This window comes from Effusibacillus pohliae DSM 22757 (genome assembly GCF_000376225.1).
Classification (GTDB): Bacteria; Bacillota; Bacilli; order Tumebacillales; family Effusibacillaceae; genus Effusibacillus; species Effusibacillus pohliae.
Genome location: NZ_AQXL01000108.1, coordinates 1 through 13189 on the forward strand (window position 1 = coordinate 1; position 13189 = coordinate 13189).

The following is a 13189-nucleotide window of genomic DNA, read 5'->3' on the forward strand; positions in this document are numbered from 1 at the left end:
ATTCATCCCGATGATTTTGAGGAAATCATGCCGGTGATTTTGGGGAATTGCTATCCGATGCTATTGGGGATTTTACATCCGATGTTGACACCGGCAGCGCGGCGTTACGAGTTGATTTTACGTTGTCCCCACAACTCACATCGATTGGCACATGCCGCTTCTATTCACAACGAGCAGCGTGTGCCTTTCGTTTTGAGCGGCGTTACACTTCTCATTGATTTGGCAGGTTGGCGTTCCCCTTCTCCCGTCATTGTCGGTGAGATTTACGCCGTCATTTTACGTGACTGGCAACAGTATCTACCAGGACAAGAAGGTTATTATCTCTATACATTTTCTTGTCGTTAACATTGTTTTGACCATTCGCATAGAATGCATATCGGGTGCCGTCGGGTGACCATTCTCCAGGAGCATTATAGAAATACCCTTGCGGCATTCCGGTAACTTTCGATTCAACACCCGTTTTCAAGTTGAGAATCCAAAGATCATTTTGTTTGATATAATTGTCCTCCATTTTTCGAAAGAAAACATACGTACCATCTGGTGACACGGCCTCTGGCCATCCTTCAATCAGTAAATCTTTTGTCGCTCCGGTAACCACATTACCAACAATAAGCGAGTGATTTTTCGGGCTGTGGGCCATGACCATTTCATTTGCTGTTCCAACAATGCGAAGTCCACCATATTTTTGAGCATCAAGCAGAATTCTTTCATTGGTTCCATCAGTGTTTACAACATATACGCTGTAATCATCTTTATCTAAAGGGATCAGATTTTTATTCGAAGAATAGGCGATCTGTTTTCCTCCGTTAACGGGGTGAGGATTGTAACCCCATACCAGAAAGAGCTTGTCTTCACCTTTATTGAGATTATCTTGTGCAATTCTCTTCTTTAATGCTTCATAACCTGCGCTATCTAAAAGCGGTCGTGCTCTCGTTCCATCATCTGACACCAACCATAAATTAGAATAGTCTGATACATCCATTACAATTTCTCCGGTTTCTGTGCGCTTAGTTTTTTCCAAGTTTTCTGCAAACGCGTGACCGTTGACAATAACAAATTGCATCTTATCCTGGCCAAGGTTAAGTGCATGTTCCGTAACCGGAACAGCTTTAACCGACATCGATTGGGCATCAAGCGAATACGCTACTTTACTTCCCATCTTAAACTCTCTTCCTTTTGAACCCAGTTGTGTCCGGTATTATGTGTAAAAAGGATCTGAAATAGGAAGAGTCATTTCAATCCTCTTTTTTGGGAATCATGGAGTTTGTCTACAACCATATCCCAAGGAGGAATCGAAATGACTCACTTCCATCTTACCCTTTCCGCAGAAGAATTACACCAGCTGCTTACAACACTGTGCATCGACCAACCCGGGGATGTAAAATAGAGGAGAAATTCACGGAAGGAGCTGACTGAATGTGGGACAAGCGACGTGGAGCGAGGTGGAACTGCCGGAAGGGGCGGAACTGCTGAAAAAGGAATTGTACGACTACAACAGCGAAAAAGGCCAATTTCTGATCGAACTGTTTGAAACGATCGACGGCAAATTTTACGCGATCGGAACCAATAAGAATCCGGACGCGAAGATGATCATCTATGGCAGCAATGTGGTCTACGACAAACGGATGGCGTTGCAAACGGTGATCGAAAAAATTGAACGGGAAGGAGCCTGGTGCTAGTCCCTGCTTGAGTACGTGTGTCGGCGAAATATGGTGTGGCTGCACGGAGAGCTTGGTTGAGGAAGAAGGAGCCGGTTCTCCGACTCCTTTTGCTTATTCATCGATTGTCATCATAATCGTAACGGAACCCGTCACGTTGTGCATCTTCCCGGTTGTCATCCGCCATCGCCGACTGTTCGAGATCCATCCGCGTGATCGGGGTTGCCCGATCGATCGGGCCTTCGACGAAGGCGCGCATCGCCGCCTGGCTCATGCCGATCGTTACATCCTGCGTATCTTCCGCTTTCCGCAACGTTTGTTCCGTAAACTGGGATTCATCCGGCATCGTTCCCACCTCCTGTGCACAATTGAAAAATTCAGCCGCGCTGCGGGTCATCCGGATACCCTTGCGGCTGGCGGCGATCTTTTTCCCGCCGCGCCCTTTCTTCCGCGACTTCGGTCAAGGACGCCGTTTGCCCGGCCGATTCACCCGCCAGATTGGCGCGAATCGCCGTTTTCACCATCGCCGCCTGGATTGCTTCATCCGCCGCATCTTCAACCCGGCTGACAGTCTCCTCGATCAATTCCGGTTGGTTGTCGACCACCCTACTACACCCCTCGCGTTGTTGGATGCATCATGTAAAGTATTCAATTTTCGCTTCCGGAAAATACGTTGCGATCAAGTCCGAAATCGTATCCTTCAAAAGCTGCGCCTGCTCGTCCGGATACACCCATTTCCCGCGCCCGTACTTCCCCCATTTGTATTTGCGCTTCGTTTCGTCCATGTCCAGTTTCGTCTTCGGATACCGCTCGAGAATCACCTTTTTCGCCGTTGCCGTAAACCGGTGCTGGATCAATTCAAATGTCAGGTCTTGCTTTGCCTCGGGCACCAACACGCCAGCCAACCGCTGAAACAGTTCCCGGTACCCTTTCTCCCAGCCCTCATAGATCATGATCGGTGCCACGATAAAGCCGAGGGGATAGCCGGCCCGCGCCACTTTTCCCGCCGCCTCCACCCGTTCGTGAAAATAGGAGGTGCCCGGTTCGAAGTTTTTGATCACGTACTCGGAATTGACCGAAAACCGAAACCGGGTATGCTTGCTGTGCTGCGCATCGAGCAGCGAGTCGACATGCGCATATTTGGTGACGAAGCGCAGCCTTCCCAACTGTTGCCGTCCAAAAAAATTGATCATCTTCTTCAGCGAGCCCGTCAGGTGTTCGACTCCCACCGGGTCGGACGAACATGCCGCCTCAAACGTCGTGATCTGCGGCGCCCGCCGTTCCATATACTTTTCAGCGGTGGCCAAGATTTCATCGATGTTGACGTACACGCGAATATACGGTTTTCGCCCCATCGTGGTCTGAAGGTAGCAATAATGGCAGTGACCCATGCAGCCGGTCGCCGGCGGGAGAGAATAATCGGCCGATGGTTTTGACGTTTCCAGGTCCATCGATTTTTTGATGCCGACCACCAGCGTGTTTTTCGCGTTTCGGTATGCCTGAGCTGGGGTGTCGCCGGGAATCCCGGTCACCCGGTTGTGGGACGGGGTGATTTTGATCGGGATCTCCATGTCCCGAAACTTTCGGTACAGGGTGTCCCCCAATTCATAGTCCAACGCTTTCGGTTCAAAAAATACGAAATCCGGCATGAACGGCTTGGAACGGGGCAAGACCACGGCTTTTCCGCGCACCGGAACAGTCATCTGAATCCCTCCCGCTTCATTTAGTACCAAAATCGCTGAAAAACAAGCGCCACCACAACCCCAAAAACGGCTCCGGCCACCACTTCGGCCGGCTGATGGCCCAGCATTTCTTTCAGGCGTTTATGCCTCCGTGTAAAGTCGAGCCGGGTTTTCCCCTTGTATTCTTCCTCAATATGCTTATCAAACTCGGCTTCCAAACGGTTCAACGCCATCGCTGTCTCCCCCGCATGCCGACGAATCCCCGCCGCGTCATACATCACGATCAACCCCAAAATGGCGGCTATTCCAAATATTGGGGACTCAAATCCATGTGTGATCCCGAGGCTGGCAGCGAGACAGGAGACAGTCGCTGAATGGGAACTCGGCATGCCGCCGGAGGCCAGCAGTTTCCGCCAATCCCAATCCCCCTTCGCGATATAATGGATCGGCACTTTTACAAACTGGGCCAGCACGGTCGCGATCAGCGAAGTTATCAATGAATGATTCAAAAGGATGGTTCGCATGGTCACCCCTCCCGTATGCACACCTAGTATGCGCAAGGAAACTCGGCTAAAAACACCCGCGTCCATGCGGGTAACGCCGAGTTGATCGTCCATGATCAAAAAACCTCTTCGGAAAAATCCGAAGAGGTACGGTACGCGCAATGCCCCACGAAGTGCGCCAGGCTCCGTCGAAAATTCCGACTTCCTCGCAGGGGCAGCGGACAAAGCCTTCTATCAATAGTTCAACAGTGAGGCGAACGTTTTCTCGTCCAATTTTTTGATGACGGCCACCAGCAGTTTCGCCGCATTTTCAAAATCATCCCGGTGCATGATCGACGCATGGCTGTGGATGTACCGGGTCGCGAACCCGATCGACAGCGAGGGGACGCCTTTTCCGTACAAATGCACTTTGCCGGCGTCCGTTCCGCCACCCGGCATCGATTCAAACTGCACCGGAATCCCTTCCTCTTCCGCCGTGTCCAGCACCAGATCCAACAGTTTCTTATGCGGCACCATCGAATAATCGTACAGCACGATCAGCGGACCTTTGCCGCACTTGCTGTTCGGCATCTGATCGTCGGTCATGCCGGGTGTGTCGCCGGCAATTCCCACGTCCAAAGCGAAGAAAATATCCGGTTCGACCACGTGCGGCAAGGTGGTGGCCCCGCGCAGCCCCACTTCCTCCTGGACCGTGGCGCCGCTGAACACGACGTTCGGATGCTGCACATCCTGCAGCTGCTTCAGCACTTCCACCGCCAGCGCGCAGCCCGCCCGGTTGTCGAGCGCCTTACCCATGATGAATTTTTCATTTTTCATCACGGTGAACGGGCAGATCGGGATGATCGGATCACCGGGGCGAACGCCGAACTCTTTCGCCTCGTCCGCACTGGAAGCGCCGATGTCAATGAACATGTCCTTGATCTGCACCACTTTGTTGCGTTCTTCCGGCGCCAACACGTGCGGCGGCTTGGAACCGATGACACCGACGATGTCGCCTTTGCGGGTCTTGACCAACACGCGTTGCGCCAACATCACTTGCGACCACCAACCGCCGAGCGGCTGAAACTTGATATACCCCTTCGACGTGACATGGGTCACCATCAAAGCGATTTCGTCCAGATGGCCCGCCAGCATGATTTTCGGCCCATCGGCAGAGCCGGTCTTCTTCGCGATGATGCTGCCCAGCCGATCGGTCAGGATTTCGTCCGACAACGGCTCCAGATAACGACGCATGATGCCGCGCACTTCCTCCTCCTGGCCAGGTGCGCCCGCCGCTTCCGTCAGTTCTTTGAACATCGTCATCAATTGGTCCACAAGTTTGCCTCCTTTTGCATTGGAATTTTATGTACAAAGCACTTCTTTCATTGTAATCGAAACGAACGGACTTGTGTAGAAACTGGAAGCTACGTTCTAGAATGAGCCAAAAACCGGCTCACCATGTGCAGACAAAAAGAATCCCCTTGGCAGCGGCACTGCAAACCATGCCAAGGGCGAAACCGATCGATTTATTTGCTAGCCACCAGACGATCCGTTTCGGACAGCACAAAGTAATCTGCCGCTCCCGCCTGTCTGTGCGGGGCGTCGTAGTACACGACAACCGTGCTCCGTTCGTTTCCGGTTTGCGTCTGCTGCGGCTCTAGCACCGCCTTGTCCACATCGCAGCGGAGTGTCAGCACAAACGAATTTTTCCGGATCAGATGCGGCGGTACGTCGGCCAGCACTGGCATATTCGCCTGCCGCCAAGCCTCATTCTGCAGAAGCTGATAGGTCTGTTCCACCCTCGCCGGATCGTCCTCGGGACGAATCCAATCCGGCCACTGGCGGGATCGTTCGTGCAGCGCCATGTCCAGCTTCAGCAGTTCGCGAATCACCGGCAGGTGCTTCGAGTTTCTCGTTTGCAGGAAGTCGTAGAGGTGCTGGTAGAGCGCCTTCAGCCGGTGGCCGATTTTGAACAGGCCGTGCGTCTCCCAGTAGTCCGCGAAGTCCTGGAAAAAGTCAAACGGCGTCGCAAATTCCTGCGCGATGATATAGGGCAACGAGACGTCAAATTTGTGGGAGTTGCTGTAGCGCTCCAGGATGTCTTCGACGCCTTTCAGGCGCAGGATATCGTCGTAGGAAAGCACGTTGTTGTACAAAATCTCATATGGCGGCTCATCGTTCCATACATATCCGTGTTCGGCCGCCCTGATTTTCACCCCCACGCCTTTTAACATCTTCAAAAATCCCAGCTGCAGTTCGTCCGGCTGCAGTGCGTACACATCGTTGAACGTTTTGCGGAACGATGCGTAATCTTCTTCCGGCAGCCCGGCGATCAGGTCAAGGTGCTGGTGGATTTTGCCGCCTTGCTTGATCTTGCGAACCGTATTCGCCAGCTTCTCGAAGTTTTGCCTGCGCTGTACGAGCTCGTTCGTCAGGTCGTTGGTCGATTGCACGCCGATCTCAAACTGGAACAGGCCTTTCGGCGCATGCTCATTGAGAAAATCGACTACGTCCGGTTTGAGGATATCGGCCGTAATTTCAAAGTGAAACGTCGTGTCCCGCCGGTTGTCAATCAAAAACTGAAAAATCTCCAGCGCATACCGCTTATGAATGTTGAACGTGCGATCGACAAATTTGATCTGCCGCACCCCGGCATCGATCAGCCGTTTCAGGTCCCGCTTCACCCGCTCGAGGTGAAAATACCGCACGCCGTCTTCGATCGAGGACAGGCAATACTGGCATTTGAACGGGCATCCCCGCGAGCATTCGAAATAGACGATCCGGTTTTCCAATTCTTCCAGCCGGTCCTGATAAGGCGACGGAATCACGTTCAGGTTGGACAGCAGCGGGCGCGGCGGATTTTCCCAAATCATGTCGCCGTCCCGGTAGACCACGCCCGGAATCCCTTCCGCCCCCCGCCCGGCAGCGAGCGCCTGCAGCAGTTCGAGAAACGTCTGTTCTCCTTCGCCAGCGACCACATAATCGATATACGGATGCTGCTCCATGAACAGCCTCGTTTCATAAGAGACTTCCGGACCGCCGAGGATGATTTTCACATCGGGCAGCACTTTTTTCAGCCGTTTGATCACGGCGATCGTTTCGGTGATATTCCAAATGTAACAGGAGAAACCGACTACGTCCGGCTGCCTTTTGTAGATGTCGGCCGCGATTTTCTCCGCCAGGTCGTTGATCGTGTATTCCACCAGCCGAATGCCCGGGAAATGGGGTTCCGCATAACTTCGCAAATATCGGAGCGCCAGCGACGAGTGCACATATTTGGCATTCAGCGTGGTCAACAGGATGTTCATTCCGATCCTCCATCCTACAGATTCTTGTACTCAGTATAGTACACATTTCGCTCGGTTTCACGGGCAGCCGATTCACATTTTCAGGCTGCATTCCCATATTTGTATAAGAGACCACCTGCGAAAGGAGGAAGCTCGTTGGTTACCGTCAAACCGATCGAAATCGACGGACACACCGTGATCGGAGTGCATGTCGAACTGCCGAAAACCAACCTGCTCGCGATCAAAACCGACAAAGGATATATCATGTGCGGAGCGCTGGACATCCAGCTTTTGAACGAAAAATTGGCCGACCGCGGAATCGTCGCTGGCCGCGCAGTAGGCGTCCGCAGCCTGGACGACCTGTTGAATTTTCCGCTCGAATCGGTGACAGCGAAAGCAGAAGAACTGGGGATCGTACCGGGCATGACCGGCCGCGAGGCGCTGCTACGGATGCTCTAAACGAAAAGGCATGCATTCGTTCTGACGAACGTCTGCATGCCCAACCAATCAACGCGACAGTTCCTCCACCCGGATGCCGCGCGTATGTACCGTATGGCTCCACTTTTTGTTGTTCTTGGTGAAGAACGCCACAACGGTGATCGGGAACCAGGTGAACAGGAAAATCGGATACACGATCAGGCCGAGATAAGCGCGCCACTTCGCCCGCTCCAGAATCATGGCGAGCGGCAATTGCGCGTACAGCAGAATGTTGACCACCGTCCAGAATTCGGTGGGGAACAGGATATCCTGGATCGCGGTCACCTGCCACCACCACGGCATCACCAACTGCAAGAGCAATACCATCATCATCAGGAAAATGATTAGAAACCGCATCGGTTGAAACAGATAGAGCGCAGCGTCAAGCATCGCCCAGTTGCGCGTCTTGATGCTCTTGATTAACAACGGCCAGAAGTAGCGGGACGCGCAATCGAAATGCCCCTGCATCCAACGCAGCCGTTGGTTCCATGACGCTTTCAGCGTATTCGGCTTTTCGTCATAGACGATCGCGTCGTGCGCCCAGCGCGGATAAATGCCGCGCTCGATACAACGGGCGGTGAATTCCACGTCTTCGGTCAATGAATGGGCACCCCAGCCCATTTCTTTCAGCAGCGCGGCGTCAATGCAGATGCCCGTGCCGCCCAGGGCGTTGCCAAGACCCAGGTTAAACCGCGGCAATTGCCACATGCGGTTCGTGTAGTAGTAGGAAATCGCATACGAAATGGAAATCCATGAGTCATACGGATTCTTGGTATCCAGATAGCCCTGGATCACCCGGTCGCCGTTCAGCAATTTTTGATTCATGTGAAGCAGGAAGTCTTTCGCCACCAGGTTGTCTGCATCGAACATAACGACCGCGTCGTACTGTTTCTCCTGCTGCCACAGCCGCTCCAGCATCCACTCGATCGCGTAGCCTTTGCCCCGCTTCGTGTCATCAAACCGTTCGCAGGCGATCGCGCCCGCCTGCCGGACGATATCAGCCGTTCTGTCGGTGCAGTTGTCACAGATCACGTAAATGTCATAGAGTTCCTTCGGATAATCCAGCTTCTTCAAATTGTCGATGAGCGGTTCGATCACTTCTTCCTCGTTGTGGGCCGCGACGATCACAGCGAACGTTTTTTGCGGCGCACTGGTGATCGTCTCTTTCTTCCGGCGTAGCCCGAACACCGACAGCACGGCCAGATACGCACTCGTTATCCCAATCAGAACTTGCAGCGCAATGAATATACCATCCGCAACAGTTCCAAGAAAACTCATAAAGAATTTCCCTCGTTTCGTTTTTATCGTTTCAAAAATTGGACTTCGATCATTGGCGTCATTTTACTATATCATGTACACAAGCGTGCGGACAAGTAAAATCAAGGTGAAATAACGTGCGAATCAAGTCGTTTACAGCGAATATCCGCCCCCCGTTCCCCGTTCCATTTTCAGATAGGCAAAAAACATCACGATCGCAGCCGCCGAAATGGCAGCGCCCGCAACATACGGCAGCGTGATGCCGAGTTTGTAAAGAAAACCGCCGATCACCGGCCCCGCGATCCGTCCGAGCGAATCCATCGAACCGAGCAGCCCCATCGAACTGCCTTGCCCGGCCTCCGTTTTTTTCGAGATCAGCGCCGACACGGCGGGGCGAATCATGCTGTTGCCCAGCCCGAACACGGTCAGGTAGACGGCGGCGGTGGCAAACGAATGGACTTGCGTGATCAGCAAAAATCCGACCGTCGAAAGCAGCAGCCCAATTTGAATCACTTTCTCCTCACCGAGCGACTTCGTCAGTCGGCCGATCAGACCGCCTTGCACAAGAGCGCCGGCTATTCCCATAATCATAAAGATCATCGCCATATCAAACTCGGCCGCGCCAAACACGCTCAGAGCGTAGTAAGCGAACGTTGCCTCCAGTCCGGCCAATGAGAGCGTTACGATCAACTGCATCAGATACAGGTACGAGAGCGGCGGTTTGAAGGCGGACCAGGTTGTTTCTTTGCGGGCCGCGTTCTGGCTGCGCTGTTCGGACGACACCGACTCCTTCAGTACCAACGCTGTAAAAATGAAATTGGTTGCCACCAGCGCCCCTGCCGTCCAAAACGGGACCGGATTGCCAAACCGTGACAAACTGCCGCCAATCGCCGGTCCGAAAATAAACCCGAGCCCGGCGGCCGCTCCCACCATGCCCATGCCTTTTGCCCGCGTCTCCGGTGTGGTGACATCCGCCACGTACGCCATCACCGTCGGCAAGGCTGCCGCCGACAGCATCCCCGCCAGAATGCGGGTGGCAAACAGCTGCCAAAGCTCCGTCGCCATCGCGAACAGAAAATAGGATGCGGCAAAACCGGCCAAGCCAATCAACAGAACCGGCTTGCGGCCGATACGGTCCGACACGGCGCCCCACACCGGCGCAAACAGGAAATTCATCACCGAATAAGCGGCCATCAGCAGCCCGAGCTGCAGCGAATCGGCGCCAAAGCTTTTGGCGTAATAAGGCAAAATCGGAATAATGATGCCAAACCCCAGCATGACCATGAACATTACGGCAAATAAAGCAAGATACACTTTTTTCATCGAACGGGCCTCCGGACTTGAAAACTGCATTGCGATCTCTTTTTAAAGATTACCATATTTTCATGAAAAAACCTATTGCCAGGAGAATGGTTCTCAGTTGCGGGCACTGTGGTATAATGAAGAAGCAGAATATATCGGTTCAAAGGAGTTCAGCTTATGAACGACAAGCGTGAACAGCTTCTCTCATTGTTTGAACGGCTGACGCCGGATCAACAAGATGACATCATACAGATTATGAAAACGTGGATCGAAATGCCTTCGCCAGCGAAGCACGCACCGGCCGGCGAAAATCCGGTGACCGCTCTCGCCCAGCATCCGGAATTGTCCAATGAGTGGCATTGTTTAAACGCCTTGAAAAAAGTGGTGGAAGAGCACTACCCGCCGCGCGTGGAACTGGGCTACATCGCGTTCCATCCGGATCTCGACAGCATTTCCACCGCCAAAACGCGGGACGCCGCGAGGAAAATGTACATACTGGAAGCGGCGTATGAGCTGAAGGCGATTTTTGAACAGGATCCGGATTCGGAGCTGTTGGACAAGGACATTATGCAGACACTGCAGAGATACCTGCACGGCGATCATGCGGAATAAAGAGAAAAAGCCTATGGATGCGATCTCCATAGGCTTTTTCCATCCGTTTTAGCAGCAGGATCCCGGCTTGCCCGCATCGGTCGCCGTGCGGAAGGAACTGCCGCAACCGCAGGTGGACGATGCGTTCGGGTTGCTGATCTTGAACCCGGCTCCCATCAGGGAATCCACATAGTCCACTTCCGCGCCTTGCAAATAGCGGGCGCTCGTCGGGTCGATCACCACTTTTACGCCGTTTTCGGTGAATACGTTATCGTCGCTTTTGGCACGATCCAGTGCCATTCCATATGAGAAGCCGCTTCAGCCACCGGATTTGATAAAAATCCGGAGAGCCAGGTCTTCCCCTTTATCAGCGAGCAAGGTTTTCACTTTGGTTGCCGCTGCTTCGGTCAAGGTTACCACGGATCTCTCCCCTTTCTGGTGGTGTCTGGGATTATTGTAACACAGCCGGACGGATTGACAAAGCCTTTCGCTTTATCATATGTCAAACCCCGTTGCCGGATACAATCGTCAGGACAAGCTTTTCACAAACTCAAGCACTTCTTCCGCGTGCCCTTTCACTTTGACTTTCCGATAAATCTTGCGGATGATCCCTTGCTTGTCGATCACGAACGTACTGCGTTCGATTCCCATGTACTTTTTGCCGTACATGTTTTTTTCCACCCACACACCGTACGTTTCCGCCAGTTTATGGTCTGCATCGGACAACAGCAGGAACGGAAGATCGTGTTTAATGGAAAATTTTTCATGCGATTGGATCGAATCCGGACTGACACCGAGAATCACAGCGTTCGCATCTTCAAAACCTTGAAGATGTGCCTTGAAATCCAAGGCTTCGTTGGTTCAGCCGGGGGTCGCGTCTTTCGGATAGAAATACAGCACCACAGAGCGTCCGCGAAAATCGGCAACCGACACCCGCTCGCCATTCGTCGCTGGCACGGCAATATCGGGAGCGGCTTGTCCCACCTCGACCTGCGCCATTTTTCATCCCCTCCTCGTCAGATTCTGACATGTGACGTTTGCAAGCAGCCGCAGCCACCGCTCTACAAGATTATACCAGATCGCACGCGGCAGGAATTTAAAATCATATATAGAATATTTCAACAATACATGATCTTCCGTTATAACAAGTCTGCTCGACTTGTACACTATCCATACAGGGAGGCGCTGGCGATGGATGGGTGGGTAATGGTGTTGCTCGTTCTGCAATTGTTGCTTATTATCGGTTTGCTGGTTTATTTTATCCGTTCCGGTTCATGGGACGAAGAGGTGAAGTATGCGGTGCTGGAGGAGGAAGAGACAGATCCGGACGTCCTGCCGAACCCATACCGGAAAGCGTGGCAGGACTATCTGTCGTCCCGTTAGGTTTTGGTGGGTCCGCAGCACTCCGACCGCCGCAAGGCCTGCCGCGTTGCGGGGTGCAGTCGTTTTGCCGGATGAGGTTGACGCTCAACCGGTCCCATATCCTTCGCGGCACGTATTCGTCGTTTGGTGGAGGAGGTCTTCCATGCGTCTGACTGATCGAATTGCAATCGTAACCGGTTCCGGCCAGGGAATTGGCCGGTCGATCGCCGAAACGTTCGCGCGGGAAGGGGCAACTGTCATCATTGCGGAAAAATCGCCGGAAGCCGGACAGGCAGCTGAAGCGTCCATCCGCGACACGGGCGGCAGCGCCCATTTTTTCAAGACCGATGTGGCAGACCCGCGGTCGGTTGAACATCTGATGCGCCGGGTGGATGAGCAGTTCGGCGCGCTGCATGTTTTGGTCAATAACGCCGGTGTCTCCCACTTTTCGCCGATTGACGAATTAACGGTAGAAACGTGGGATGCGATTCTGAACGTCAACCTGCGCGGCCCGTTCTTATGCTCACAGGCGGCCGCCCCGCTGATGCGCCGGTCGGGAGGAGGATCGATCATCCAGATTGCGTCGACCCGCGCCCTCATGTCAGAACCAGGCAATGAAGCATACGCCGCATCGAAAGGAGGCTTGCTGGCGCTGACGCATGCGCTGGCCAACTCGCTTGGCCCCGACATTCGCGTCAATGCGATCTGTCCCGGCTGGATCCACATCGGCGGCGATCCGCTGCGCCCGATCGATCACGCGCAACACCCGGCGGGCCGGGTCGGCAGGCCGCAAGACATTGCAAACGCTTGCCTGTTTCTTGCTACCGATGAATCGTCGTTCATGACCGGCCAGCGGCTGGTGATTGACGGCGGCATGACAATCAAAATGATTTACGCCGATTGACCTGCTCCCTCCGCTTCATTCGCCGTGCGGCCCCGTTTCCACTCCCAACCGCTCGTCAATGAACAGTTCGTCAAACGGAGATTCGTCGGACAGGTCACGTACCCATGCCAGAAAATCTTCCTCCTCCACTTCGATGTACCCGTGATCCTGCTCACGCATGCCGCATCCCTCCTGTTGTCGGTCCGGT

17 protein-coding genes and 1 pseudogene are annotated in these 13189 nt (G+C 53.5%); 6 read left to right on the top strand and 12 right to left on the bottom strand.

Annotation, left to right across the window (positions count from 1 at the left end):
* Nucleotides 1-345, top strand: a 345-nt coding sequence (locus C230_RS23120) for a hypothetical protein (RefSeq protein WP_211208003.1), incomplete at its 5' end; no start/stop codon positions are given.
* On the opposite strand, the gene C230_RS0105640 is transcribed toward C230_RS23120, so the two are convergent.
* Nucleotides 272-1159, bottom strand: a complete 888-nt coding sequence (locus C230_RS0105640; protein ID WP_018131061.1) for a TolB family protein — start codon at nt 1157-1159, stop codon at nt 272-274. The two genes, C230_RS23120 and C230_RS0105640, sit on opposite strands and share 74 nt — an antisense overlap.
* Before the next feature lie 259 nt (nt 1160-1418).
* Here C230_RS0105640 and C230_RS0105650 point away from each other — a divergent pair, with 259 nt between their 5' ends.
* Nucleotides 1419-1679, top strand: a complete 261-nt coding sequence (locus C230_RS0105650; RefSeq protein ID WP_018131063.1) for a hypothetical protein — start codon at nt 1419-1421, stop codon at nt 1677-1679.
* A gap of 97 nt (nt 1680-1776) precedes the next feature.
* On the opposite strand, the gene C230_RS0105655 is transcribed toward C230_RS0105650, so the two are convergent.
* The 6 genes from C230_RS0105655 to C230_RS0105680 all read right to left on the bottom strand — a co-directional run bounded on the left by C230_RS0105655 (nt 1777) and on the right by C230_RS0105680 (nt 7130).
* Nucleotides 1777-2004, bottom strand: a complete 228-nt coding sequence (locus tag C230_RS0105655) for a hypothetical protein (RefSeq protein ID WP_018131064.1) — start codon at nt 2002-2004, stop codon at nt 1777-1779.
* A 31-nt stretch (nt 2005-2035) separates the two neighbouring features.
* Nucleotides 2036-2263 carry a hypothetical protein gene (locus C230_RS0105660; protein WP_018131065.1) on the bottom strand — a complete coding sequence of 76 codons (228 nt, stop codon included), beginning with the start codon at nt 2261-2263 and terminating at the stop codon, nt 2036-2038.
* Between the two features lie 30 nt (nt 2264-2293).
* Nucleotides 2294-3361, bottom strand: coding sequence for a spore photoproduct lyase (gene splB, locus C230_RS0105665; RefSeq protein ID WP_018131066.1), 1068 nt, complete (start codon nt 3359-3361; stop codon nt 2294-2296).
* A 20-nt stretch (nt 3362-3381) separates the two neighbouring features.
* Nucleotides 3382-3864, bottom strand: coding sequence for a divergent PAP2 family protein (locus C230_RS0105670; protein ID WP_018131067.1), 483 nt, complete (start codon nt 3862-3864; stop codon nt 3382-3384).
* A gap of 213 nt (nt 3865-4077) precedes the next feature.
* The gene (locus C230_RS0105675) at nt 4078-5145 is read right to left on the bottom strand and encodes a M42 family metallopeptidase (protein WP_156807365.1); all 1068 of its coding nucleotides are present in this window, start codon (nt 5143-5145) and stop codon (nt 4078-4080) included.
* Nucleotides 5146-5348: 203 nt separating this feature from the next.
* Nucleotides 5349-7130: a B12-binding domain-containing radical SAM protein gene (locus tag C230_RS0105680; protein WP_018131069.1), complete on the bottom strand. Its 1782-nt coding sequence runs from the start codon at nt 7128-7130 to the stop codon at nt 5349-5351.
* 135 nt (nt 7131-7265) lie between these two features.
* Here C230_RS0105680 and C230_RS0105685 point away from each other — a divergent pair, with 135 nt between their 5' ends.
* Nucleotides 7266-7568: a YunC family protein gene (locus C230_RS0105685; RefSeq protein ID WP_018131070.1), complete on the top strand. Its 303-nt coding sequence runs from the start codon at nt 7266-7268 to the stop codon at nt 7566-7568.
* A 48-nt stretch (nt 7569-7616) separates the two neighbouring features.
* On the opposite strand, the gene C230_RS0105690 is transcribed toward C230_RS0105685, so the two are convergent.
* Nucleotides 7617-8864 (bottom strand): glycosyltransferase family 2 protein, encoded by a 1248-nt coding sequence (locus C230_RS0105690; protein ID WP_018131071.1) that lies wholly within the window; start codon nt 8862-8864, stop codon nt 7617-7619.
* Between the two features lie 132 nt (nt 8865-8996).
* On the bottom strand, nt 8997-10166 hold the full coding sequence (locus C230_RS0105695) for an MFS transporter (protein ID WP_018131072.1): 1170 nt from the start codon (nt 10164-10166) through the stop codon (nt 8997-8999).
* Nucleotides 10167-10322: 156 nt separating this feature from the next.
* Here C230_RS0105695 and C230_RS0105700 point away from each other — a divergent pair, with 156 nt between their 5' ends.
* A complete protein-coding gene (locus C230_RS0105700; protein WP_018131073.1) occupies nt 10323-10757 on the top strand; it encodes a hypothetical protein in 435 nt (144 codons plus the stop codon).
* 48 nt (nt 10758-10805) lie between these two features.
* Here C230_RS0105700 and C230_RS19575 read toward each other — a convergent pair.
* Together C230_RS19575 and bcp are read right to left on the bottom strand one after the other, a co-directional pair.
* A pseudogene (locus C230_RS19575) lies at nt 10806-11042 on the bottom strand (HesB/IscA family protein); the annotation flags it as partial.
* Between the two features lie 222 nt (nt 11043-11264).
* Nucleotides 11265-11735, bottom strand: a complete 471-nt coding sequence (gene bcp / locus C230_RS19580; protein WP_083910470.1) for a thioredoxin-dependent thiol peroxidase — start codon at nt 11733-11735, stop codon at nt 11265-11267.
* Nucleotides 11736-11927: 192 nt separating this feature from the next.
* Here bcp and C230_RS0105715 point away from each other — a divergent pair, with 192 nt between their 5' ends.
* A complete protein-coding gene (locus C230_RS0105715) occupies nt 11928-12119 on the top strand; it encodes a hypothetical protein (protein WP_018131078.1) in 192 nt (63 codons plus the stop codon).
* 142 nt (nt 12120-12261) lie between these two features.
* Nucleotides 12262-13002 carry an SDR family NAD(P)-dependent oxidoreductase gene (locus C230_RS0105720; protein ID WP_018131079.1) on the top strand — a complete coding sequence of 247 codons (741 nt, stop codon included), beginning with the start codon at nt 12262-12264 and terminating at the stop codon, nt 13000-13002.
* A 15-nt stretch (nt 13003-13017) separates the two neighbouring features.
* Here C230_RS0105720 and C230_RS22395 read toward each other — a convergent pair whose 3' ends face one another.
* A complete protein-coding gene (locus C230_RS22395) occupies nt 13018-13161 on the bottom strand; it encodes a hypothetical protein (RefSeq protein WP_018131080.1) in 144 nt (47 codons plus the stop codon).
* Between the last annotated feature and the right edge of the window lie 28 nt (nt 13162-13189).

What these genes read in the sequence shown, in the direction of transcription:
- C230_RS0105690 (WP_018131071.1), bottom strand. Translation starts at nt 8,864, where the DNA reads ATGAGTTTTCTTGGAACTGTTGCGGATGGTATATTCATTGCGCTGCAA.
- C230_RS0105695 (WP_018131072.1), bottom strand. Translation starts at nt 10,166, where the DNA reads ATGAAAAAAGTGTATCTTGCTTTATTTGCCGTAATGTTCATGGTCATG.
- C230_RS0105640 (WP_018131061.1), bottom strand. Translation starts at nt 1,159, where the DNA reads ATGGGAAGTAAAGTAGCGTATTCGCTTGATGCCCAATCGATGTCGGTT.
- C230_RS0105715 (WP_018131078.1), top strand. Translation starts at nt 11,928, where the DNA reads ATGGATGGGTGGGTAATGGTGTTGCTCGTTCTGCAATTGTTGCTTATT.
- C230_RS0105670 (WP_018131067.1), bottom strand. Translation starts at nt 3,864, where the DNA reads ATGCGAACCATCCTTTTGAATCATTCATTGATAACTTCGCTGATCGCG.
- C230_RS0105700 (WP_018131073.1), top strand. Translation starts at nt 10,323, where the DNA reads ATGAACGACAAGCGTGAACAGCTTCTCTCATTGTTTGAACGGCTGACG.
- splB (WP_018131066.1), bottom strand. Translation starts at nt 3,361, where the DNA reads ATGACTGTTCCGGTGCGCGGAAAAGCCGTGGTCTTGCCCCGTTCCAAG.
- C230_RS0105655 (WP_018131064.1), bottom strand. Translation starts at nt 2,004, where the DNA reads ATGCCGGATGAATCCCAGTTTACGGAACAAACGTTGCGGAAAGCGGAA.
- C230_RS0105675 (WP_156807365.1), bottom strand. Translation starts at nt 5,145, where the DNA reads ATGACGATGTTCAAAGAACTGACGGAAGCGGCGGGCGCACCTGGCCAG.
- C230_RS0105680 (WP_018131069.1), bottom strand. Translation starts at nt 7,130, where the DNA reads ATGAACATCCTGTTGACCACGCTGAATGCCAAATATGTGCACTCGTCG.
- C230_RS22395 (WP_018131080.1), bottom strand. Translation starts at nt 13,161, where the DNA reads ATGCGTGAGCAGGATCACGGGTACATCGAAGTGGAGGAGGAAGATTTT.
- C230_RS0105720 (WP_018131079.1), top strand. Translation starts at nt 12,262, where the DNA reads ATGCGTCTGACTGATCGAATTGCAATCGTAACCGGTTCCGGCCAGGGA.